The following is a 23,617-nucleotide window of genomic DNA, read 5'->3' on the forward strand; positions in this document are numbered from 1 at the left end:
TCCTCCTATCGATTATTGTTCTTATATTTACTCAATAATCTTTACTTCATAGGTCATCTCTGTGGAACCTCTAAATGTGGCGGTTGCTCCACAATATTTCTCTTGTGAAAGTTGAGCAGCTCTTTGTAATCTATCCATGGGTAGATCTTTTCCCTTGAATTCGTAAATTATATGAATCTTCGTGTATTTTTTGGGATGCTCCTCACTTCTTTCTGCTAATATTCTCAAGTTCAAGGCATCGTACTTTACTTTCATTTTGTCCAAAATCGTTACTACATCTATTCCCGTACATCCGCCTAAACCAGCGATTAAGTACTCCATGGGCCTTGCAGCCGAGTCATAACCAAGGTTCTCTGGATCTGCGTCTACATGAATATCATGACCAGAAGGTGTTTTCATGTAAAAGTGACTACCGTGTGTGTTTTGCAATAAAAATTCTGTCATCGTTAAAACCTCCATTATAGTTTTATAACTCTCCTTCGCCCCGCTGCCCACCTAAATACTAAATTTAAATCTTTCTTGTATCAAATTATATCATGAAAAAGTGATTAATAAGTTGAAATTAAGTTTCTATAGGTTTTAATTTTGAGATGTAATGTCTTAAAATTTTTAGATTTTTTCAGCTACCTATTTATTTTAGCTAATTTGATAGTAAAGCATATTGACTTGACGAAAGAATATAAATATAGTATAATTTATCTTGACAATGCAGGTGTAGCTTCAGTCGGTAGAGCGCCGCCTTGGTAAGGCGGAGGTCATGGGTTCGAGCCCCATCACCTGCTCCAGCAAATCAGTGCGGATATAGCTCAGCGGTAGAGCACTTGCTTGCCAAGCAAGGGGTCGTGGGTTCGAATCCCATTATCCGCTCCAAAACCCGGGTTAAACCCGGGTTTCATTTTCTGAAAGGAGAAAGTTAAAATGAGTTTTCAACTGACAGATGTTGAATCTGGACAAGTATACTACGCAGATGAAAACACCAAATTCATTGATATAGCTAAAAAATTCGAGAAATCTTCTGGAAAAATGGTTTTATACGTAAAATTCAACAACGACATTAAGGAATTGTTCAGCAAAGTTCCTAAAAGTGGAAGTATACAATTTTGCGACATTACAACACCCGATGGAGTGCGTATTTATAGGCGAGGGCTTTTCTTTGTTTTGTATATTGCCCTAAAAGAAATCAATCCAGAAGATAAGTTCTATGTAAATAACACTCTCAACGATGCCATGTATTGCGAATTTAAATCTGGAGAACCTTCGGAAGATTATTTATTGCTACTAGAAAACAAGATGAGAGAAATCATTGAAAAAGACATAGTATTTGAAAAGAAAACCATTGATAAATTCGATGCTATAAAAATGTTTACGGATATAGGAGAAGAAGATAAAGCCTTACTTTTCAAATACCGAAAGAAAAGTACCGTTAATATATATTATGCTGATAAATATTTTAACTATTTTTACGGATATCTTCCTTATTCAACTGGATATGTCAATAAGTTCAAATTGAAAAAGGTAGAAAAGGGTTTCGTTATAATTCACCCCACAAATAGTTTTCACAACTTTGTTCCAGATTATAGTTATTCACCAAAATTATTTGCAACTTTCGAAGAATACAAAAACTGGTTGGACATTATGGAAATAACAACTGTAGGAGAATTAAACTCCATAATCTCTCAAGGTGCCGAAAAAGTAAGAGATATAATTAGAGTAGCAGAAGTTTTACACGAAAAAAAATATGCACAGATAGCTGATGAAATAGTGAATAGAAAAAGTGTAAGACTGATAACGATAGCTGGACCTTCTTCTTCAGGGAAAACTACAAGTGCCAAAAGAATTGCTTTACATCTTAAAGTGCATGGATTAAGGCCTATTTCAATATCGTTGGATGACTTTTTCTTGGAAAGAGAGAAGACCCCGCGGGATGAAAATGGTAATTACGACTTTGAAAGCATAAATGCGTTAGATTTAGAATTGTTTAATGACACAATGGTTGATCTGATAAACGGGAAAGAAGTTACCCTCCCAAAATTCGACTTCAAAACTGGTAAAAGATTTTGGCGAGATGAACCCTTGAAAATAAAAGAAAATCAACCTATTATTATAGAAGGAATACATGGTTTGAACGAGCTTTTAACCGCTTCTATTTCAAAAGACCAAAAATTCAAAATCTATGTGAGTTCTTTAACTCAAATGAACTTAGACAGTATGGATAGAATTCCTACAACGGATACTAGACTTATAAGAAGGTTAGTGAGGGATTATTACTTTAGAGGTTATTCCGCCGAAGATACATTAAAAATTTGGCCTTCGGTTGTGAAAGGCGAACATAAAAACATATTTCCTTTTCAGGACGAAGCAGACATTATGTTCAATTCTCACCTAGTTTACGAGCTGTCTGTTTTGAAATTATTTGCAGAACCTTTATTGCTAAGCATTGATAACTTTCATCCTGAATATACAGAAGCTAAAAGGTTACTGAGATTTTTGGATTACTTTCTTCCAATCACAGAACTCGAAGAAATACCCAAAACTTCAATAATAAGAGAATTCATAGGCAAAAGTGCTTTTAGATATTGATTTAAAAAAGGTGGGCGGGCAGCCCCAGTAATTTGTTAAAAAAAAGGAGACATGTGATTTGCATGTCTCCTTTTTCTTTTCTTATAAATATTAACCCTTTACAGAACCTTGTGTTAATCCTCCTATTATCCATTTTTGGAGAGACAAAAATAAAATAATCATCGGAACTGCACCCAATAGCGAGGCTGCGGTGAACAATCCCCACTCTGTTTCATAAGGTCCTGTGGAGAAGGTTTGTAATCCAACGGCATAGGTATAATTTGCTTCGCTTTGTAATATTATTCTTGCCATGACAAACTCGTTGAATATGTTCATGAAGGTAAGTATCATAACAACCGCTATTATTGGTAAAGATAGAGGCAAAACAATCCTCCAAAAGGTTTGGAACCTTGTAGCACCATCGATCATTGCAGATTCTTCCAAAGAGTCTGGAATAGTGTCGTAGTAACCTTTGAACAACCACATGTTGTATGCAATTCCTCCCATGTATGCAAAGATCAATCCATCCAAGGAATCCAAACCAAATACTCCAAAGTTATCACCCATAAATTTCAATATGCCATAAATCGCAATCATAAACATTACTCCTGGGAACATCTGAATTATCATCAAGAAGAATAATCCCTGCTTTCTTCCTACAAATCTCATCCTTGAGAATGGATAAGCCGCAACCGATGTTATTAAAACTGTTAATACTGAGGTTATACCGGCTACTATTATGGAATTTAGAAGCCAGCGCATGAATGGTTTCCTTACTTTTGCTGACCAATCTTCTTGCAACAAGTAAAGATCTTTATCAATATTCCTAAGTTTGGACTTTAACTCGGAGTATTCTGTATAATTGGATAGATCACTAACTATCCTTGAAGCACGAGCTATATCAGCCGAAGCCTTACCGTATTGTGTGTTGTAAAGTGTTTGAATCTCTGAAAGCGGTACTATAGTAGTTACGTTACCACCTTGATTCAAAGTAAGGTATTCATTGAGATTGGTCTTGAATATATTAAGGTTTTCTTCCATTTGATTTTGGATAACCGTCAGCGTTTCTCTTCCAGTGTCAAATCTTTGCTTAGATTCCAATAGGTTGCTGTACCAATTCATTAATACGTATCTGTTACGATCCGGCTTGAAATATGGATAATAATTCGAGCTCATGAAAGATGCGTAATTCACCGATTCAAAGTTGTTACTTATTTCTTGGTCGGAACTTTCCATATAAACCAACAAAAAAGGAAGATTTTGTACCTTTTCTAAGTTAGTTAAAATCTCTTCATTTTCTTGTTGAATCTGACTAAGCGTGGTCTGAATTTCGTTTTTTTGCTCTCTTAAAGTATTTAATTGAGCACTGTATTGTGCTAACTGTTGAGTGTTTGCATTGTATTGTGATGTTAATGGGAGCAATTCGTCTATGTTTTCAGAGAGTTTTAGAGTTGAGCTTTTTGCAGCTTGATAGCTCGGTGAAATTGATGTTGAATCTCTTATAGCGTATATTTTTGTGAAATTATCGCTTAGAAATAGATAAACTTCGGTGAAAAGCTCGAGCGTTTCTACAAATCCATTTTCTATGAACATTTCTATAGAATTTAAATCTTTGTAAGCTGAAGGAATTGCCTGCGAAAATTTTTGAACGTTATCGTAAAAAGATCTATCTTCCCCAAATAAAGGAGTCTTTCCTTCTACATTCGTTAAGTCTTGTCTACTTAATATGTTATAGGCAGCATCTAATCTTTCTTTTTCTACTATGAATATATCAAAAAGAGCAGATAGGCTGTTGTATATTTCACTATTTTGCCTTTCTAAAAGTGCCTGTTGTGAATTGATTTGGGATATTTGTGAGTTTATATCGTTTAATTCTGCTTCTAATTGAGATACTTGATTTATAGACTCCCCGTATAATTCGTTGGTTTGAATTTGAATACTATTTTGGATATTTTCTATTTCTGTTTCAATTGAACTCCATCTTTCAGACAATGATAAAATGCTTTCCTCAAACCTTTCAGCTTCGGGCTCTTCTTGCACCCATCTCCTATATGTTCTTACCCTCCAAGCAGAAGTTTTAAGAGGTATTTGTAGTATCGTATTTACTGTTTCTATATAGTATTTGCTGTCTTTATTCAAAGAACTGTTTTCCAAGTTAGTTATTATTTCTTTTCTTTGAGTAAAATACTCAGTTAACAATGTTTGCAATTGCGTAGTGTCAACGTCTATCTTCATGCTTTGGGATAGACTTAATACTGTGTTTAACTCTTCTTGGAAGGTTTGATAATCTTCTTTTCTTATGTTGTTTATCTCGTTATAAAACTGGTCTTTATACTGAGTTTCGTAAATTGTAAATATTTCATCATACGAGCTTTCTAAATCATCAAAGTTCTTTTGGGTTTCGGCAAAGTATTCTTCCAAGCTGGTTATGTACTTCGTTGCTTTGTTTTGTGCTTCTGCTGTAGATAGTCCACTATACTCTCCAATGTACGAACTTAGAGCATTGAGTTCATTTATTAATTCTGGGACATTTGGAGTTTGAAGGATTAAATCCTTATAATTATTCACAGTCAATCTGTTCGAAAACAGTTTTGGTGAAAAAGCAGCATTATCTCTTCTTATCGATGTAGAAATCAACCATACAAGGGGAAAGAGTATGATTACAATACAGATTATTAGTATGATATGCCTTAAAGTGTAATTTTTCTTTTCGATCATTGCCATTATCTACTCACCTCTTCAAAGGAACCCGAGAATCTAAAGTTAAAGTAGCTAAACACGGCTATTATTGCGAATATGATCATAGAAATAGCAGAGGCAAAACCAAAATCTTGACCCTGTGATCCTTCAAAGGCTAATTTATACACGTATGAGATCAAAATGTCAGTCGAACCTGCAGGGGTATTAGTTCCAGCCATTGCTGGTCCACCACCTGTAAGTAGATATATAAGTGTAAAATTATTAAAATTGAAGGCAAAACTCATAACGAGCAACGGTGCAACAGCAACCATTAAAAGCGGTAACGTGATCTGCCTGAATTGTTTCCATCTGGTTGCGCCATCTATAACTGCTGCTTCGTATAGCTCCCCTGGAATACTTTGTAAGGAACCGAGGTTTATAGTCATCATGTAAGGAAATCCCAGCCAAGTGTTGGTTATCAAAATCGCAACTTTTGCCCAAAATGGATCGTTCAACCATTTTACGGGTTCTATTCCTAAGTTTCCAAGTATGAATTTGTTGATGATTCCGTACGTTTCGTTGAAAAATCCATTTCTCCAAACCAAAACAGAAATAAAGGCAGGTATCGCCCAAGGGATTATCAATAAAGTACGGTAAACTATTTTTCCTTTTAGGTTTACATCATTTAGCACTAAGGCAAATGCGAGTCCTACTACGAAAGTAAACAAAACACTTAAACCTGCGTAGGCAAAAGTCCAACCAAAAATTTTAAAAAATGGTCCAGAGATTCTAGGATCAGTTATTATTTTTGCAAAGTTTTCCCCACCTATATAGTCTTTGTATCCCATCAATCTGTACAATTCCCCATTCTCATTGTAATCCCAAAAGGCTGAGTCTCTTTCAACTAATTCTTTGTTGGTTAGGGTGTTTACTACAACCGTTTTGTATATCTCTCTTTCTCCGTCAACTATAACTTTAACCGATGTATCGTAAACTCTATAGGCTTCCGAGAACTTTCTGAATACTGTTGAACTGGAGAGACGTAGATTTTGATCTTGCAATACCAAATTTAAAGATTTTAAATAATTCTGTCTCAGCACAGAATTGTAAAATGCTGAATTTGTAGAGGTAAGTGGATCAACAGGAGAGTAAAAATAAGAGTATCTGATTCCACTATCTTTTTCAATGGCTATTATTGAATCACTACCAGTGGTTCCTAAACTCTCAGTGGGGCGTATTAGTGTGTAAGTTGTATCGTTTACGTTTACCTCGTCATTTTCGACTGGGAACAATTCAGATTCTGCGTATATTAGGTTACCTCTTGAATCGTATTCTAAAGTTACGGGTTTTTCAGATAAATACATATTGTTTTCGTCATATAAAAGTAATAAAAAGTCTTCGGTTGGTTTGTATTGTTCATCGTATCTTACAAATACTTTGAAATCATATGTTTTAGGATCTTCTGGTTCAAAGTAGTACGTTGGATCTGTGAGAAGAGTATCTATAGCGTTGGTTCTCGTGAATAAATGTCCCGTACCGTAATTGGTGAATGAGGTATCTATTGTATAATAAATTGGATATATAGTTAAAACAAAGAGAAAAAATAGAGCAGGTAACGTATACCTGTATGGGTAAGCTTTTTTAGAAAAAATCGCCCAATCCGTCAAAACAAGAAAAATACTTATAACTACGCCCAATCCATAGTTGGCAAGTATGAATAAAAGAAGTATTGCCCATACAAGAAGTGCATTCAATACCCCAATGAATATCCAAATTAAAAACTTAGTAAACTTATTCATGAACCGCCCTCCCATAAATTTGTGCTTTAAAAAAAGGAGAGGGAGTTACCCTCCCCTTTTTGTTGGTTAAAAAATTAATATCTTTTAATCTTATAAAGATCAATTAAAGGTATTTATTACAAAGCAGCTTTTATCTTCGATACGGCATCGTTAAGAGCATCTTCTGGTGTTTGTGTTCCGTTAATAATGTTGTTAAGAGCATCACTCATAGGTTGCCATACAGATTGCATTGCAGGTATATTAGGCATGGGTATGCCGCCTGCTGCGCTTTCTGTGAATGCTGCAACCATTTCTACAGGAACTGGTCCACCTTGTTCGTCTACTATTTTGGCTACATCCAATCTTGAAGGACCTCTTGGATCAGCTATATAAAATTGATATATACCTTCAGCTGTTGCCAAGTAATTGATAACAAATTCCATAGCAAAGGCCTTATTTTCTGATCTAGAATTGATCATCAATCCTTGCGAACCAACAAATGGTTTCATCGTTTTACCTGGCTCAACCTCTATGCTTGTTAATGGGACTACGCCAAAGTCTATACCTGCATCTAAATATGTTTTTACAGCCCATGGACCGTTTATCATCATCGCAATTAACCCGTCTGTAAACATGGAATCCATAATATTGTAGTTCATACCTTGAGGCATTATACCTTCGTCGAAGAAACTCTTCAAAAGATATCCGGCCTTTATAGCTCCTTCATTGTTCAATCCGATGTCGGTTATATCGTAACCAGTTTTAGGATCGTATCCAAAAACATATGCACCGTATCCGCTAAAGAAACCATAGGTTTGATAAAAATCGTTAGGAACAACAGCGAAACCAACCGTTTCATCTGTTGTTAATTCTTTTGCTAAAGCCATTAGCTCGTCTATACTTGTTGGAACTTCATCATCGCTTACATAATCCTTGTTGTATAATAATCCAACTGCTTCAATAGCGTAGGGCAATCCATACAACTTACCTTCATAGGAGAAAGCTTGAATTCCTGACGGAGCAAATTTGTCAAGTTCAATGGCAGATTTTGGAATAGGTTCAAGTAAACCATTTAATGCTAATTCTCCAACCCAATCATTAGCTCCAACTATTATGTCAGGACCTTCTCCTGCTTGTGCTGCGGTTAGGAATTTTGACTTGATATCGCCGAAATTAACCATTTGCACTTCGACATCTATACCAGTGTCCCGGGTAAACTCCTGACCGATCCTTCTCATAAAGTCAACTTGCAATTCAGAAGACCACACGGTTAAAGTTTGTGAAAAAAGTGAAAGTGCTCCTACTAACATTACCAAAGTTAAAATTAAGCCTTTTTTCATCTTAATACCCCCTTTTGAGTGTTTTTTCTTTATGGAAACGTTTTTACTAAACTAATTATAACAAAAAAGGATACAATTTCAAATCGGGATTATTGGCGATTAAATCCGGTTAAAGGTGATTATCAAGAATTATTTCCGATTAAGAGCAAAAATCTCAGTTTTTCGATATTTTTCTCAAAAATTTAAATAGGATAAATTGCTGTATCTTCATTCTGAAAGCTTTCTGCCAGGTTTAGGTCAATGTTAAGTGAACGAACGTAATTATTTTTCAAGAATTTTTTACCAACTTCTTTGAATAAAACGTAGGTCAATAAATCTTCATCATTCTGAGCCAATATGCCTATTTCCTTTTTCGCTTTTTCTAGCTCAGGTTCTAAATCATCTGCTGGTCTATAGTCTATGGGTTTCTCATTGCCTAATGCTAATTTGTATAATTCTTCGTCTACTGGGGCAGGTGGTTTTCCATACAGACCTTTCAAATAATTTTTTACTTCGTTAGTTATCATTGAATATCTTTTACCAGTTAATACGTTTAAAACAGCTTGAACTCCTACGATCTGACTAGTGGGGGTTACCAAAGGGGGATATCCTAAATCTTTTCGAACCTTAGGTACTTCTTGTAGAACATCGCTTAATTTATCTTCAGCCTTTTGTGACTTTAGTTGAGAAACTAAATTAGAAAGCATACCTCCAGGGATTTGAGCATTTAATATTCTGGCATCTATTGATTCCATCTTGACATCGTACTCACTGTATTTCGACCTTACCTTCCAAAAATATTCAACCAATTTCATTATTGTTTTTGTATCTAGATCTAAGTCGTAGGTGTAGACAAAAGGTTCGACCGCTGGTTCTGAGGTACCGTTAGCAAAAGGGCTCAACGCTAAATCCAGAATGTCTGCTCCAGCTTCTACTCCAGCGAAATAAGCCATAGAAGCAAGACCAGTGGTTGCGTGAGAATGAATATCAACAAGGATGTTGAATTTCTTCTTGATTTCTTTTACCAAATCATAGGCATCTTTTGGTTTTAACAATCCCGCCATATCTTTTATAACAATTGAATCGACGCCTCTTTCCACTAATTCTTTTGTATAATTTAAATAGTACTGCAGATTGTGAACGGGACTAACGGTGTAACATATAGCTCCTTGAACATGAATATTTCTTTTTTTTGCAACCTCTATAGACTTTTCCAAGTTACGAATATCGTTTAAAGCATCGAAAACCCTTATGATATCCATGCTGTAGTCAGCTACTTTGTTAACGAATAATTCTACCACGTCATCGGCATAATTTCTGTATCCAACTAAATTTTGCCCTCTTAGAAGCATTTGGATTTTGGTATTTTTTAATTTCGCTCTTATGGTTTTTAGCCTTTGCCATGGATCTTCGTTGAGGTATCTTATGCATGAATCGTAAGTAGCCCCACCCCATACTTCCATAGAATAATAGCCAACTTGATCGAAGTCTGTCAATTGACCTTCAAAATCATCCATTTTTAATCTCGTTGCTATTAAAGATTGTTGCCCGTCTCTTAAAGTTGTATCAACTATATATGGTTTTTTATTCATCTTATTCAACTCCTTTTGTAAAAATTTCTTTTAAAAATCTTTAAAATTGGAAGCCCTATAATATACGTTGCAACAGCTTCTCCGACTCCTATCCAAAGTACAGAAAAGAAATACGGTACTCCATACAATGGGGCGACATAAGCAGACACCCCAAAGGCGTTAATTAATACGGGAGGAAGAGGAGCTAAATACTCATTTGGCATCTTCCAAGTTATAATTCCTGCTATCAAGGTCAATAAACTTCCAAACCAGATATCCCAAGCACCCAAACCACCTATTATATTTGCTAACAGTGCACCTACGTAGATTCCTGGAATAAATGCAGGATCAAGATAAGTCAGAACCACAAAAGCCTCAGCAATTCTAACCTGTATAGGGCCGAAACTGATAGGTTGAAATATAATACAAAGAACAACATATAATGCCGCTATTAAAGAGGCTCTAACGATCCTTATTGAACTCATATCTCCTCCAAAATGAAAAATCTGGTAAAGTATTTCAACTCTACCAGATTATTTTTAAATTAAAGTTTTTATTGATTTAAAAGTAGATCTATATTCTCGAGTATTTGCTGCCTTTGATTAGATCTTTCTTCATCAAGGCTTTCTGTATTTAATGAATCTAAGGTACCTTTTATTGTTTCCAAATCTTGTCTTACAGATTCAATGTCACCTGTTGAATTATAATACTCTAAAATGTAGGAGTAAACAGTTGCATAATAGTCAAAAGCTACATTAGGATCGTCAGGTTTTACTTGATATAATCTTCCTATAATCTCTATGGAATCTGGATTCACTTCTCTTAATGCCACGAGAGAATTTTCCAAGGCTACATTCATTTGTTCTACATCGTTTGTTAATTCATTGTATTTGCTCTGAATTTCTGGCTCTGTGAAGACTCCATAGGTACCTTGTAAATATGCAATTTCCCTTAAAGCAAATTCTTTTTGGGAGGCTTCGTTACGGAGATCTGTCGACTCGGCGGTGTCTTTGATTTGGGTATAATATTCAATTTGATTATTTATTTCATCGTTGCTATATCCTAGAAATTCTGGATAGGATTGAGCTATATTCAAATAGCTTTCAAAATCATTTTTTTGAGAAATTTTCATAGGAAGTAGATTTTCCACAGTGAAAATATAAGAGACATACCATTCTTCAGGTAACTCATTATCGTTTAATATAGCTTCACGGTACTTCTTTTCAACATTTGCTAAGTCTTCAAAAGATTGCGCATAATAAATATCGTATGCTATATCCAAGGGTTCGTATGAAATTACAAAATCGTAGTTAGATATGTATGGCCCGTACCAATTGTTGATCTGATAATCCACATAACTAGCAGTCAATTGACTTTTTATATCTTCGTCTACTAATAACTCATCCGCTGTTTCATATATCTTTTTGTCTTCAACTCTCACTATTTCATATCCCAACGGAGAACTTAATGGACCGATTATTTCTCCAGGAGTTGAAGAGAGTGAAGCTTCAAATATATTTTCAGAAATATCTCCACGTTTTACCCATCCAACCAATCCACCAACTGATGCTGTTTGAGCGTCTACAGAGTTTTTTGAAGCTGCGTCAGTGAAAGAGATATTATTTTGCAATATCTCAGATTTAAGGTTATTGGCTGTACTTTCATCTACTGTTACAATTCTACTGATTTTAACTGTATCAAATTCGTTTTTGAAATTTTCTAGGTTATCCGAAACATAGGTTGATAGTTCTACTTCTGAGAAATTGGAAAAATAATTTCTTAATTCGTTAATTACCTCATTTCTATACACTAGGCTGCTAACGAAACCACGAAAATATTCTTCTTTTTCAAAAAACATTAAGAAAATTTGCTTTGTGCTTTCATTTCCCATGTATTGACTGTACATCTGATCTGTTTCTTGGGAAATTTTCGTTGCATCCAACGTTATCCCATTATCGTTTAAAAACTTTTCCATGGCTTTGTATTCCATTAAAACATCAGTTATACTTATTAGATCTAATGGTTTGTTAAAATACTGATCGTATTGGGGGTTTTGACTCAACATATTCAATAATGTATTGTGATACTCCCCCATCAATTGATCCAATTCCAAAAAATAAGATTCGTGAATTTGTTCCCCATCCTGTGAAGTTAAATATGCCACTGATTCTGAGAATATTGATACAGAGAGAATTACTAGAATACCAAATACTACTAAAAGTTTTTTCATCTTGGACCTCCTCTGATTTGATAATTTTATACGATATACTGACTTCAAAAACTCTAAAGCCTGTTTTAGCGCCCCTTCGCCCCGCAGCCCGCCCATAAGGAAAAGGAGTTTTTTGCCCTTCCGCCGCTCCCCACCAATAAGGAAAGGAATAGCAATACTTTCATGATAACTGTTAATAATTAAAAGAAGCTTAAAAATTATGCTAGAAAATTTGGCTGATTCTTTTATATGTGGTATAATAGAATGAAAATTATATAACTTTCTAGTTAAGAGTAAATTAACCTACCTAAAGGAGGGAGGGATTGTATTGATTCCATTAAAAGAGAAACTGATAATGAAAACTTTATACCACAAATTTAATGATCAACTGCCTCATTTAGAAACTGAAATTAGCTACAAAAGAGGAAACAAACATCTATTTTTTGTCTTATACGCTCTAAAATCTACTAGTGAAAAGTTATTATCTCACGATCTAATAAAAAATGGAAATGAGCTTATTTTTACACTTGAGGCTGGAAAAGAAAAACATAACGTGAAATTAGAGACAAAAGAAAGTTATAAATCTTATTATTTCGTATCTATAAACGACAATTTGAATATCGATGAATTTGTTGAAATAGAGCCTAAATTAATCAATGAATGATTCTTTCCATTTCTATTTGTTTTATAAATATAGAATAATTATTGTCAATTAAAGCTTTGTACAACGGATCATCTTCTGGAACTGAGACTAAAACAATTCTATCTTTTATTTCAAAAAGTTTAGATGAGATATCTTCAATTATTGCGTCGAAGGTGTAACCCTCTTCAACAGGGGAGGCATCGACTATGTAACAATTATCTTTGTTGAATCCCCACACAACATAGCCGCATTTCTTATTGTTGTCGGAGATGATTTCATAGTTGTATCTGTTTTCACTAAGTTTTATGGTTATAGGTTCTCTTTGCCAATTTGGTTTTCTCTTAAATCTAAATTTTGCTTCTATTGCCATTTCATGGATTACATCTGAAGTAGTTTGTTCGTATTTGAAATGAGCATTTGATGAGTTATCTTTTTCTTTAAAAAAAGAAGCCAGCTCCCTTGTTGCCCTAAAACCATGCTTATTATAAAATCTTATAGACCTTAAATCACTTTGGGCAACTTCTAAGATTATTTTCTTTATCTCTTTCCATTTTAATGTTTCAATTGTTCGAAAGATGATTTCAGAAGCCAACCCTTTTCCTCTAAATTCTTCTTTTACTCCAAATGAGTCGATTCTTCCAATATCTTTTCGTATGGATATAATACTAAAACCTACAGGTATGCCGTCAGAAAGAGCTATAAAAGAATCTTCTATGGAAATAGAGTTTTCTTTCACATCTTTTTCAAAACTTTCTAAATTCCAATTGACTGGGAAAACATAGTCTTTAAATACTTCATTTACGAGCTCGATAACAACGCTCGTTGAAACATTTTTTAGTGATTCGTAAGTAATCATCGTTCCCCCCTCCTTCCTTTTCACAGATCAAACCATATTGTCCCAATTTTACGAAATCTCTACTATGTACAATTCTAACATAAAAAAAGAAAAATATGAAAAAAAGCCACCCTGTAAGGTGGCTTATTCTATGATTTCTTTCATAATATTGGCAAGCTCTACAAATTCTTGTGTTAATGAGGCACCTCCAACTAAACCGCCGTCTATATCTGGTTTACCAAAAAGGCCCAAATAATTGTTTGGTTTTATGCTTCCACCATAAAGTATTGTAGTTTTTTTAGCGAATTCTTCATTGAAGATATCTTTCAAAAGGTCTCTGATAAACTTATGAACTTCTTGAGCTTGGTTGGGTGTTGCTACTTTGCCTGTTCCGATTGCCCATACGGGTTCGTAGGCGATTATGATCTTTTTTGATTCTTCTTCTGTTAAACCATAAAGAGCTTCTTTAATCTGTCTTTCTACAACGTTGAACGTTAAACCCTTTTCACGCTCTTCCAGCTGTTCACCTACACACAGTATGGGTTTTAAACCTGATGCTAATACCTTTTTGAGCTTTTTGTTTATGAGTTCATCGCTTTCTTGAAAGATGTGCCTTCTTTCAGAATGACCAAGAATAACATATTCCACTCCTATATCTTTCAACATATTAACTGAGATCTCGCCTGTGTAAGCACCTTTATCCTCGTAATAAACATTTTGGGCACCTACTTTTATACTAGAAGTACTTGTGATATCCCTTACCTTTTCAAGAGCTGTGAAAGGCGGGCAAACAATAACTTCAAACTTATCTTGAGTTTTTATCTGTCCTATTAGTTTTGAGACAAATTCAGCTGCTTCCGCGTTTGTCTTGTTCATCTTCCAATTTCCAGCAAGAATGAATATTCTTTCATTCAGATTTTTTTTTTCGGATATTGAAGAGATACCTGGCAATTCTATACCTTCTAAAAACTCTAAAGAGGCTCCTCCACCAGTTGAAACGTGTGAAAATTCGCTAGCCAAACCGAATTTTTCTGCCGCAGCCGCAGAATCTCCTCCACCTATAATACTTATGCAACCTTTTTTAGTTACTTCTGCAATTGCCTTTGCTACTTCTTCGGTACCAAAAGCAAAATCATCTATTTCAAAAACTCCCATAGGACCGTTCCAAACGATCGTTTTGGAATCAGAAATTTTCTCTTTAAATAAAGATACGGTTTCAAGTCCTATATCTAAGCCCATCCAACCTTCGGAAATTCCATCCTCTATTTTTACGGTTTTCTTTTCAACACCTGCTTCTATTTTTTGAGCGATAACGGCATCAATAGGTAAAACAATCTCAACGCCTTTTGCTTTAGCATTTTCTAGAATTTCTTTTGCAACATCGAGTTTATCTTCCTCTACTAATGAAGAACCAACCTTTTTATCTAAAGCTTTTAAAAAAGTAAACATCATTGCTCCGCCGATTAAAATCTTATCAGCTTTATTTAACAAATTATTTATTACCCCTATTTTGTCGGATACTTTAGCACCACCCAGGATTACTACATACGGTTTTTCAGGGTTTTCAACGGCCTTTTGTAAAAATTGGATCTCTTTTTCCATCAAAAATCCTGCAACACTTGGTATATAGTCCGCGATTCCAACATTTGAAGCGTGTGCTCTATGAGCCGTTCCAAAAGCATCATTAACATGAAGATCAGCTAAAGAAGCCCAATATTTTGCCAGTTCAGGATCGTTTTTTGTTTCACCTTTTTCAAATCTTGTATTTTCAAGAACTAATACTTCACCTTCTTTTAACTCTGAAACAGCTTCTTCAACTTTTGGTCCTCTGGTTTCATCTACAAAATAAACTTTATTATTTAATAGCTCACCTAATCTATCGGCTACGGGTTTTAGAGAAAATTGAGGGTCCTTTTCACCTTTGGGACGGCCTAAGTGAGATAGTAATATTACTTTTGCTCCTTTGTCTAAGGCGTATTGAATTGTGTCAAGAGCGGCTAAGATTCTTGTTTCATCGGTTATTTTTCCATCTTTTATAGGAACGTTGAAATCAACTCTCATTATGACTTTTTTGCCTTTAAGATCTGCGTCTTTTATAGTTAATTTTTCCATATTGACACCCCCTATATTCACATTTCTTTTAAAGAAAAAGGGGATTAAATCCCCTCTTTTTGATTGCAATTACAGCATCTTAGCTAATTTTTCAGTCAATTTGACAACGGTTGATGAGTATCCATTTTCGTTGTCGTACCAGGCACACACTTTAACAAAAGTTCCATCAATTACATTAGTTAATGTAGCATCGAATATTCCCGCAACAGTTGAACCAACAATATCAGAAGAAACAATTGGTTCTTCACTATATTCAAAGAGACCTTTTAATTCATTTTCTACGGCATCTTTCATCATTTTGTTTATTTCTTCAACGGTTGTTGGTTTTTCCACTTCTACAGTTAAATCACTAATAGATCCATCTGGAGTGGGAACTCTCAAAGCCATTCCATCTAACTTACCCTTTAGTTCTGGAATTACTAATCCAACAGCTTTAGCAGCCCCGGTTGTCGTTGGGATAATATTTAGAGATGCTGCTCTTGCTCTTCTCAAATCTTTATGAGGTAAGTCTAAAACCCTTTGATCGTTTGTAAATGAATGAACGGTGGTTAACAAACCTCTTTTAATTTTTAATTTGTCGTTTAGTACCTTAATAACTGGTGCAATTGAGTTGGTTGTACAAGATGCGTTTGAAATAACTTCCATCTGAGGAGTGATTACATCGTCATTAACTCCCATAACTACCGTTGCATCTACTTCACCTTTTGCTGGAGCGGTGATTATAACTTTCTTAGCACCAGCTTTTAGGTGTGCAGAAGCCTTTTCTTTACTTACAAATACACCTGTAGATTCGATAACTATTGAAACACCTAATTCACCCCATGGGAGGTTGGCGGGATCTTTTTCTGCCAAAACCTTGATCTCTTTCCCGTTGACCTTTAAACCGCTATCAATTACCTCCACCGTTCCTTTGAATTTTCCATGAACGGAATCGTATTTTAAAAGTGTCCCTAAAGTTTTTGAATCTGTAAGATCGTTTATCGCCACTACTTCAAAGTTTGGGTTTTCAACTAACTGCCTAAAAACTAATCTACCTATTCTCCCAAAACCGTTTATCCCTATTTTAACTGCCACTTATAAAACACCTCCTGTTAAATTGTTTGTTATTTTTTTCTCTTACTTTTATTGTACACATGAAATTATGCTTTTTTGAAAAGAAAAAGTTAATTTTTTTAAGCCCCAAAGTTAGGCAGAGTTCCTAAGAATTTTTGTGAAATCTCGTTAGTTTTTTCCTCTTTAAGTTTGCTAGCCTTTTCTATCGCCTCATTTGAAGCAGCTATTATAAGATCTTTTAAGGTGTCTATATCTTCATCTTCAACTTCTTCAGATATAACTATATCTTTTATTCTCATATCGCATGTTGCCACAACCTTTACTACACCCCCGCCTGCGGTGGCTTCTACTTCAACGTTGGATAACTCTTCATCCAGCTTATCTAGTTCTTCTTGCATTTCAACTTGTGCCCTTTGCGCTTCTTGAAGCATTTTGTTCATATCGGTTTTGCTGCCGGTCTTTTTAGAAAGAGATCTTCCACCTAAACTTTTCATTTTTTTGGCCATAAATATTCCTCCTAACGGTTAGCTGATAATTGCAATACTGTTCTTTCCATAATATTCTATCACATTATTTATAAAATCGGGGTTGTGTTTTTTTGACAAGATAAAGAGGATCCTCCTTTGTACATTTGGTACTTCAACCCAACCGTCTGTGAATATGATTATGCCTTCTGGTCTTAAATTTTCCTCAACGTAATCAACTGCGGGTTGCATGTCAGTTGACCCTTTACCTTTTAAAACTAGTTCCTTCCAGCTCCCTTTGTGATAGGTCATAATATTTTGGATATGACTGTCTGCTTGAATTAGGGTTACTTTTCCACCGAGAGATTTTGCAATATTTTCTATTTCACTGAAAAAAGCATTGTATTCTTCTTCTATAATGGAACCACTTGTATCGATGATTATTGCAATATTTGGTCCCATTTTTGATCTCCAACCTGGTTGATCCTCATATCTTCTATTTGGTCTCATTAGGGTCCTATATTTTTCAACGATAATAGAACTACCAAAAAATCTTCTTAACATTGTTTCCCAGTTAAAGAAAGGTTTTGTTACCATAAGAGAAACTGCTAATTCTATACCATCGGGAAGATTGTCTTTGCTTTTGTCGTAAGCTTTTGTAACAAACTCACTTACGATATCAAAAGCCATTTCTTCTGGAATATCTGATGAAAAGTCGTGTGAGTCAAGATTGTTCTCTCTTTTTTCTAATATCTCTTCTATATCGATCATCTTGTTTTTTTCCAACAAATCCATTGCGTATCTATAGTATTCTTCTGCCGTTTTATTTAAGAGGTTCATGGGAGCGGTAACAAAAAAGAATTCGTTGTCTGGGGCATGTCCTTCGGCTACCATTACATCTAAAGGTTCTGCAAATACATCTAATTCTCTGATATACTGGTTTACCGCTGCGTCCATTGCTAAATCCCAAATACCTCTTTCCCTTTTGTTTTTAGGTTTTATGAATATATGTCCAAAAATTATATGGTAAATTTCGTGTTTTAAAATTCCTTTGGTTAATATTAAACCAATATTTTTTAAACGGTTTGGATTATACAACAATCTAAATTTCCCTTGAGCTGTTATTGAAACCTTTATAGTTCTTACTGAAGTGGTTGGCATTGAATCAAAATTCATCCTCAAGTAAGAAAAAAATAAGCTTTCTTTTTCCAGTTCAATCCAAGCCTTTTGAAGTATATCATCCATTCTAAATTCCTTCCATCCAAGTGGAATCTCCTAGTTTAATGGCAATTTCTTCCAAAAGTTTGTCGTAAAAGGCTTTTTTTAATCCTTTATTTTTTTCTACCATTTCGTTTAGAAATCTTAATACGGAGAACATAGCATCCTTAGGTATGACCTCACTTATGATCTTTACATTTTCTGCGATTGTTTTTTGATCGCCATCAGATAATAATTGTTCCATTTCTTCTTCATTTAATGATTCAAAATAATTATTTATTCTCAAAATAAGACTTACTTTTTCTTCATTGGTCAATTTCTCGATTCTTTCAAGATTTTTGCCCTCGATTAGTAAATCTTTTGGGTTTGGTAGTTCAACTTTATTTTCCAAATGAGATAAAAACGATCTAGCTGCTTCGGATCCAACTATTGAGGCAGCAATGACGTAACCATATTTTTTCATATCATCTTCAGATAAATTAGATAAAACGTTGGATAATTTATACCAACTTCTGGGACTGGGTCTTAAATTGAGTCTCATCGATACAATATTATCGGAAGAAAGATATTCAGGATATTCTTTGATAAAAGAAATAACTTCACCTTTTACTTGCTCTTGATTAGACCAGTTTACCCAATCGTCAACATCAGGAGACAATTCTAAATGAAAAAATCTCGACATGAAGGCAGGATCGGTTATCAAATCTACTTGATCGTACTCTTCATCGGGAGGATTGGCGGCTCCCATGATCCATGCTCCAGCGGGTAATATATGATTATGTATTCTTCTGTCTATCAATAATTGCATGATAGCATTTCTTATCGATCTGTGTGCCCTGTTTATTTCATCGATCATTATTATTACTTCATCTTTATTAGGCCACCAGTCAGGTTTTAAAAAGACCGTTTTTTCTGCGTCCCTAGAAGGGAGTCCAATTAGATCTCCGGGTTCCATCTGAGAGATGACCAATATGATCAATTCTCTTCCAGTCTCTTGAGCTATTTCTTTAGCTATATCCGTTTTACCGACACCAAAATGCCCCCATAAGAGAGGTATTTCTCCAGAAGCCATTATTTTTTTTGATAGGTATTTTACCGTTGATGGTTTCAATTGTTGTATTCTCCTTTCGTTGATAATGATTTAGATTTAGGGCTTTTCTTTTTGAGGTATTGAGTATGATGAATCAGTTTTTATAATTAATGGATAAATTTGATTATTTGAATCTTTTACCTGCCCCGTACCTAAAATTTCCCCTGCAAGCAATATTTCAAAAGAATAGATTATTTCTTGATCGTTAGTGCCGTAGATTTTCTGTTCAATTAGTACACCGTTGGGATTTATGATTCTTAAAAACAGATCATAATCCGGCCAATTGTCAACACATACTCCCAACAAATAAATTTGATTGTTATAAACTTTTACTTCTTCAACACGAGAAAGTGATTTTATAGATAAAGTTTCAAAGTATTCAACTTCAATAGTGTCTTTTTGTTCAAGATCTTTCGATATCTTCATTATAAAGCCTTTCCACTCTTGTTCGTTGAGTGTAGTAATGTATCCCCCTATATATATGTTTCCTTCATTATCTTGGGTTATACTATTTGGATTTTCGTGAAAAGTTGTATAACCATATTCATCTGAAAATATTAATATTCCCTCTCTACTATATTCTAATATTAATAAGTCGTTTTGTTTTTCTGGATTAGAATTAGACGTACCTGAGGCTATGATTCTGTTATTATCAATTACTAAATCAACGATTTTTTCTTCTCTATCCCTTCCATACATGTTTTCCCAAATTTTCTTTCCGGTAAGGTTTATTTCAGAGATGTACGCTTGACTGTTACCATTTGCTATTACCCATCCTCCAACGATGTAACTCCCAGAGGTATTCTTTATTGTGTTTAATGCTCCTTGAAAATTGATGACAAGAGACCAGTTCATTTCCCCCATATCAGATATATTTAAAATGTAAGGTTTCCCATTTTTTTGTCCCACTAGAGTGAAGGTATTATTGAAAAAAACAAAATCATTTATACTTACCTGACCGCTTTCTATGAACATTTCTTTTCTTATATTGCCTTCTTCGTCTATGAAATACAAATAGTACTGGTTCCCCTTAATAGCCAGTGAAACATATTCATTGTTGTTTGTTTGAATTGTTTTAGTTAGATACGTCCCATTTTCATCAATCTTTTTGAAAAAAGATTGACTGTTGGTTGAGTTGACTTCTTGCGTATTTGAAAGATACTGTATTAAAGGCTCCTTTTGGCTATCATAGGTGCTACTCAGAAAATCAACAGTATCATTGGTTTTTGAATTAGAGAGATATATTCCAGAAACGAAAAAAAAGATAGAAAGAGTAATTATCGCAAAAAACAATATTTTCTTTAAAATGATATTTCACCGCTTTCATGCTAATAAGTTATTTTTTGTATTTAATATTGTAAGAATTGGGATTTAGCCAGTTAAAAGAAACTTCTAATTTTACGTTTAACTGTTTTTCCAGTTCTTCAGTCAAAGCTGGGGTTAAATATCCCGAAAGGTTGTGAAATGCGTTGATTTCAATTACTTTTATTTTTTCTTTTTTTATTTCCTTTGCGGAGGACAATAATTCTTTTATCAATCTTCCATGCACAAGAGAAGGGGCTATGATTTTTCCCGTTCCATGACACAATGGGCATTGTGAATACACATTGGTATCCAGAGGTTGTGTGGTTCTTTTCCTAATAATTTCTAACAACCCCATGTTTGTGAATCCCAATATGGTAACCTTTGATTTATCTTTTTTTGATTCTTCTTTTAGAATATTGATAATCGTTTTTTTGTGCGAAGAGTCCTTCATATCAATAAAATCAACTACGATCATACCGCCAATATTCCTTAATTTCAATTGCCTAGCTATTTCTTTGGCTGCTTCCATATTTGTAATAAAAGAAGTTTCTTCAATATTCTTCCCCTCTAAATTTCCAGCAGAATCTACATCGATGGCTGTTAAAGCTTCCGTTCTATCTACCGTAATTGTTCCTCCACCAGATAATTCTATCTTCTTTGTAAAGATCTCTTCCATTTGATGGTATATATTGTGGATCTGAAAAACATCTCCTCTTACAAACTCAACTTTGGGTTTTAGTTCGAAACCTTTCAAACTTTTTTTTAGTTTTCTAAAAATTTGTCTGTCATCTGTGATTATTTTTTTTGTTTTAGAATCCAATCTTTCCCTTAATATATACTCAAGAAAATCACTTTCTTCGTATAAAACTCCAGGATTTTTTTGAGAATGAAATCTTTGTAAAATACTGTTATACATTTTGCGCATTTCGCTTAATTCTACTTCTACTTCTTTTTCATCGATTCCTTCAGAATTAGTTCTAAATATTATAGATTCGTTATCAATTAGAATTTTTTTTGCAACTTGCCTCAATCTTATTCTTTCTTTTTCTTGAAGAATTTTTCTAGATATCCCAATACTTTCATTAGAATTTGGAATGTATACTAAATATTTCCCAGGCAAACTTATTTGCATAGAAAGTTGAGGGCCTTTTCTCGTTCCACCGTCTTTCCTTACCTGAACTAGAATCTTATCTCCAACTTTATATTGATTGGGATCATCAAGAACGTCTCTGTATCTGAGAAAACCGTTCTTTCCTAATCCAATATTAACAAAAAAAGCCTCCAAACTCGGAACCCTATTTTCAATCACACCCAAGAAGATTTTCCCAATATTTCTATCGGTTTCAAAATCCTCGAAAAAAATTTCACTTAATTTATCTTCTTCCAATATTGCTATTCTGATCTCTTCTAGAGCTTTACTAACTAGCATTGTCTTTTCTTCGTCCATTGCTTAATTTCCTTCCTCCAACTTTGTTCTAAATTATCTTTTTGTTAAATTTATTCATCGCTTCGTTTATTCTTCCTTCTAAAATCAAGTCTATTGTAATAGTAACATAATCGAGTACTTTGTTCAATACAGTCCATTCTTCTTGCGTAAAAGGACTTAAAACGTAGTTTGCCAAATTTCCAGATCCATGTTCGTATCCATTGTTTATACCTATTCTTATCCTGGGAAAATCGGTACTTTTTAAAATAGCTATTATTGATTTTAATCCGTTGTGTCCCCCATCAGAACCGTTTTTTCTTATACGAATTTCCCCCAAGTTCAACCAAATATCATCGTAAATTATTACTAAACTTTCATCTATTTTACCAAATTTTTTAAAAACATATGGTAACACTTCTCCACTTGCATTCATATAAGTTAACGGTTTAATGAAAATATCGTTTTCTATAGAAAAGCCTTCAAAGTTCTTACCGGATATTTTTTTTATATTCGATATATTTTTTTTGGTTTCTTCATATTTATCTAAAGCTAAAAAACCCACGTTATGTTTTGTAAAAACATAACGCGGGCCAGGATTTCCTAAACCTATTACCAAATTTCTCACTTTTTATTCTTCCTTCATGTCTTGAGTTGATTTTTCTTGTATTACTTCAGGTTCGGTTATTTCTTCTTCTTGCGTCTCTTCAGTCACTTCTGCTGACTTCGGTTCAATTACACTAATGACAAGTTCTTCGTCTTCAAGAAGTGATTCTGCACTTTTTGGAAGAAGACTTTTAATATCTGAAACGGATAAAGATTCACCTAGTTTTAACGCAGAGATATCCACTTTTATTGAATCAACGATATCTGAGGGGAGAATAGCTACAGGTATTTCATGAACGTAGGTATTTAAATAACCCCCTTGTGTAACTCCAATGGGTTCACCTTCAAATTCTAAAGGTATCCTCAAATTCATTTTTCTTCCTTCTTCTGGAACATAAAAATCTACATGAATTGGCTGATCAGATACTTTATGCCTTTGAACTGACTTTACGAAGCAAGTGAATTTTTCTTCGCTATCTTCTCCCTTTACATTGAGTTCAATCAAAGTAGTCTCAGAAACTTTTTCTAACATACTCTCCAGTTCTTTATATGGAATATTTATATGTTTGTTTTCCTTTAAAGCTGGCCCGTATACTTCTGCTGGAATTAATTTTTCATTTCTGAATTTCTTTGCCTTGATCTTTGAATCTCTTCTATTAACATTCATTTTGAAAACTGTTGCCATACAATAACCTCCTAACCATTTGTCTTTATTAATATCTCCAAAAACGTTATATATAGCGCCCCTTCGCC

General features: G+C 34.3%; 19 protein-coding genes and 2 tRNA genes. 4 read left to right on the forward strand and 17 right to left on the reverse strand.

Annotated elements, in window-relative coordinates; translation table 11 throughout:
* Window positions 1-27: 27 nt before the first annotated feature.
* Window positions 28-444, reverse strand: a complete 417-nt coding sequence (locus X926_RS06180) for an OsmC family protein (protein WP_012209236.1) — start codon at window positions 442-444, stop codon at window positions 28-30.
* Between the two features lie 264 nt (window positions 445-708).
* On the opposite strand from X926_RS06180, the gene X926_RS06185 reads away from it, so the two are divergent.
* From X926_RS06185 to X926_RS06195, 3 genes are all read left to right on the forward strand, one after another.
* A tRNA-Thr gene (locus tag X926_RS06185) sits at window positions 709-785 on the forward strand.
* Window positions 786-795: 10 nt separating this feature from the next.
* Window positions 796-870, forward strand: a tRNA-Gly gene (locus tag X926_RS06190).
* A 48-nt stretch (window positions 871-918) separates the two neighbouring features.
* Window positions 919-2,580, forward strand: a complete 1,662-nt coding sequence (locus X926_RS06195) for a nucleoside kinase (protein ID WP_103065427.1) — start codon at window positions 919-921, stop codon at window positions 2,578-2,580.
* A gap of 90 nt (window positions 2,581-2,670) precedes the next feature.
* Here the strand turns inward: X926_RS06195 and X926_RS06200 are convergent, their stop codons facing one another.
* From X926_RS06200 to X926_RS06225, 6 genes are all read right to left on the reverse strand, one after another.
* Window positions 2,671-5,283 (reverse strand): ABC transporter permease subunit, encoded by a 2,613-nt coding sequence (locus X926_RS06200; protein ID WP_103065428.1) that lies wholly within the window; start codon window positions 5,281-5,283, stop codon window positions 2,671-2,673.
* Window positions 5,283-7,037 carry an ABC transporter permease subunit gene (locus X926_RS06205; protein WP_103065429.1) on the reverse strand — a complete coding sequence of 585 codons (1,755 nt, stop codon included), beginning with the start codon at window positions 7,035-7,037 and terminating at the stop codon, window positions 5,283-5,285. The genes X926_RS06200 and X926_RS06205 overlap by 1 nt, the downstream gene beginning before the upstream one ends.
* A 116-nt stretch (window positions 7,038-7,153) precedes the next feature.
* Entirely contained in the window at window positions 7,154-8,356 is a 1,203-nt protein-coding gene (locus X926_RS06210; protein WP_103065430.1) for a maltose ABC transporter substrate-binding protein, read from the reverse strand.
* 182 nt (window positions 8,357-8,538) lie between these two features.
* Window positions 8,539-9,927, reverse strand: a complete 1,389-nt coding sequence (locus tag X926_RS06215) for a pyruvate carboxylase subunit B (RefSeq protein WP_103065431.1) — start codon at window positions 9,925-9,927, stop codon at window positions 8,539-8,541.
* A gap of 5 nt (window positions 9,928-9,932) precedes the next feature.
* Entirely contained in the window at window positions 9,933-10,391 is a 459-nt protein-coding gene (locus tag X926_RS06220) for a QueT transporter family protein (RefSeq protein ID WP_103065432.1), read from the reverse strand.
* Between the two features lie 68 nt (window positions 10,392-10,459).
* Window positions 10,460-12,136 (reverse strand): peptidylprolyl isomerase, encoded by a 1,677-nt coding sequence (locus X926_RS06225; protein ID WP_158245207.1) that lies wholly within the window; start codon window positions 12,134-12,136, stop codon window positions 10,460-10,462.
* 307 nt (window positions 12,137-12,443) lie between these two features.
* On the opposite strand from X926_RS06225, the gene X926_RS06230 reads away from it, so the two are divergent.
* Window positions 12,444-12,779: a hypothetical protein gene (locus X926_RS06230; RefSeq protein WP_103065434.1), complete on the forward strand. Its 336-nt coding sequence runs from the start codon at window positions 12,444-12,446 to the stop codon at window positions 12,777-12,779.
* On the opposite strand, the gene X926_RS06235 is transcribed toward X926_RS06230, so the two are convergent.
* From X926_RS06235 to X926_RS06280, 10 genes are all read right to left on the reverse strand, one after another.
* Window positions 12,769-13,614, reverse strand: coding sequence for a GNAT family N-acetyltransferase (locus X926_RS06235; RefSeq protein ID WP_103065435.1), 846 nt, complete (start codon window positions 13,612-13,614; stop codon window positions 12,769-12,771). The genes X926_RS06230 and X926_RS06235 overlap by 11 nt on opposite strands.
* Before the next feature lie 123 nt (window positions 13,615-13,737).
* Window positions 13,738-15,705, reverse strand: a complete 1,968-nt coding sequence (gene tpiA / locus X926_RS06240; protein WP_103065436.1) for a triose-phosphate isomerase — start codon at window positions 15,703-15,705, stop codon at window positions 13,738-13,740.
* Window positions 15,706-15,774: 69 nt separating this feature from the next.
* Entirely contained in the window at window positions 15,775-16,779 is a 1,005-nt protein-coding gene (gene gap / locus X926_RS06245; protein WP_012209247.1) for a type I glyceraldehyde-3-phosphate dehydrogenase, read from the reverse strand.
* A gap of 98 nt (window positions 16,780-16,877) precedes the next feature.
* Entirely contained in the window at window positions 16,878-17,264 is a 387-nt protein-coding gene (locus X926_RS06250; protein WP_012209248.1) for a YbaB/EbfC family nucleoid-associated protein, read from the reverse strand.
* 18 nt (window positions 17,265-17,282) lie between these two features.
* Entirely contained in the window at window positions 17,283-18,467 is a 1,185-nt protein-coding gene (locus X926_RS06255; RefSeq protein ID WP_012209249.1) for a VWA-like domain-containing protein, read from the reverse strand.
* 1 nt (window position 18,468) lies between these two features.
* On the reverse strand, window positions 18,469-19,551 hold the full coding sequence (locus X926_RS06260) for an AAA family ATPase (RefSeq protein ID WP_103065437.1): 1,083 nt from the start codon (window positions 19,549-19,551) through the stop codon (window positions 18,469-18,471).
* Window positions 19,552-19,587: 36 nt separating this feature from the next.
* Window positions 19,588-20,823, reverse strand: a complete 1,236-nt coding sequence (locus X926_RS06265) for an SBBP repeat-containing protein (protein ID WP_103065438.1) — start codon at window positions 20,821-20,823, stop codon at window positions 19,588-19,590.
* 43 nt (window positions 20,824-20,866) lie between these two features.
* Complete coding sequence (locus X926_RS06270; protein WP_103065439.1) at window positions 20,867-22,282, reverse strand: Rne/Rng family ribonuclease; 1,416 nt, start codon at window positions 22,280-22,282, stop codon at window positions 20,867-20,869.
* Between the two features lie 28 nt (window positions 22,283-22,310).
* On the reverse strand, window positions 22,311-22,886 hold the full coding sequence (gene pth, locus X926_RS06275) for an aminoacyl-tRNA hydrolase (RefSeq protein WP_103065440.1): 576 nt from the start codon (window positions 22,884-22,886) through the stop codon (window positions 22,311-22,313).
* A 3-nt stretch (window positions 22,887-22,889) separates the two neighbouring features.
* A partial coding sequence (locus tag X926_RS06280; RefSeq protein WP_233186699.1) for a 50S ribosomal protein L25 occupies window positions 22,890-23,617 on the reverse strand: 728 nt, incomplete at its 5' end.

The organism is Petrotoga sp. HWHPT.55.6.3, from assembly GCF_002895495.1.
In the GTDB taxonomy this organism is placed as follows: Bacteria; Thermotogota; Thermotogae; order Petrotogales; family Petrotogaceae; genus Petrotoga; species Petrotoga mobilis.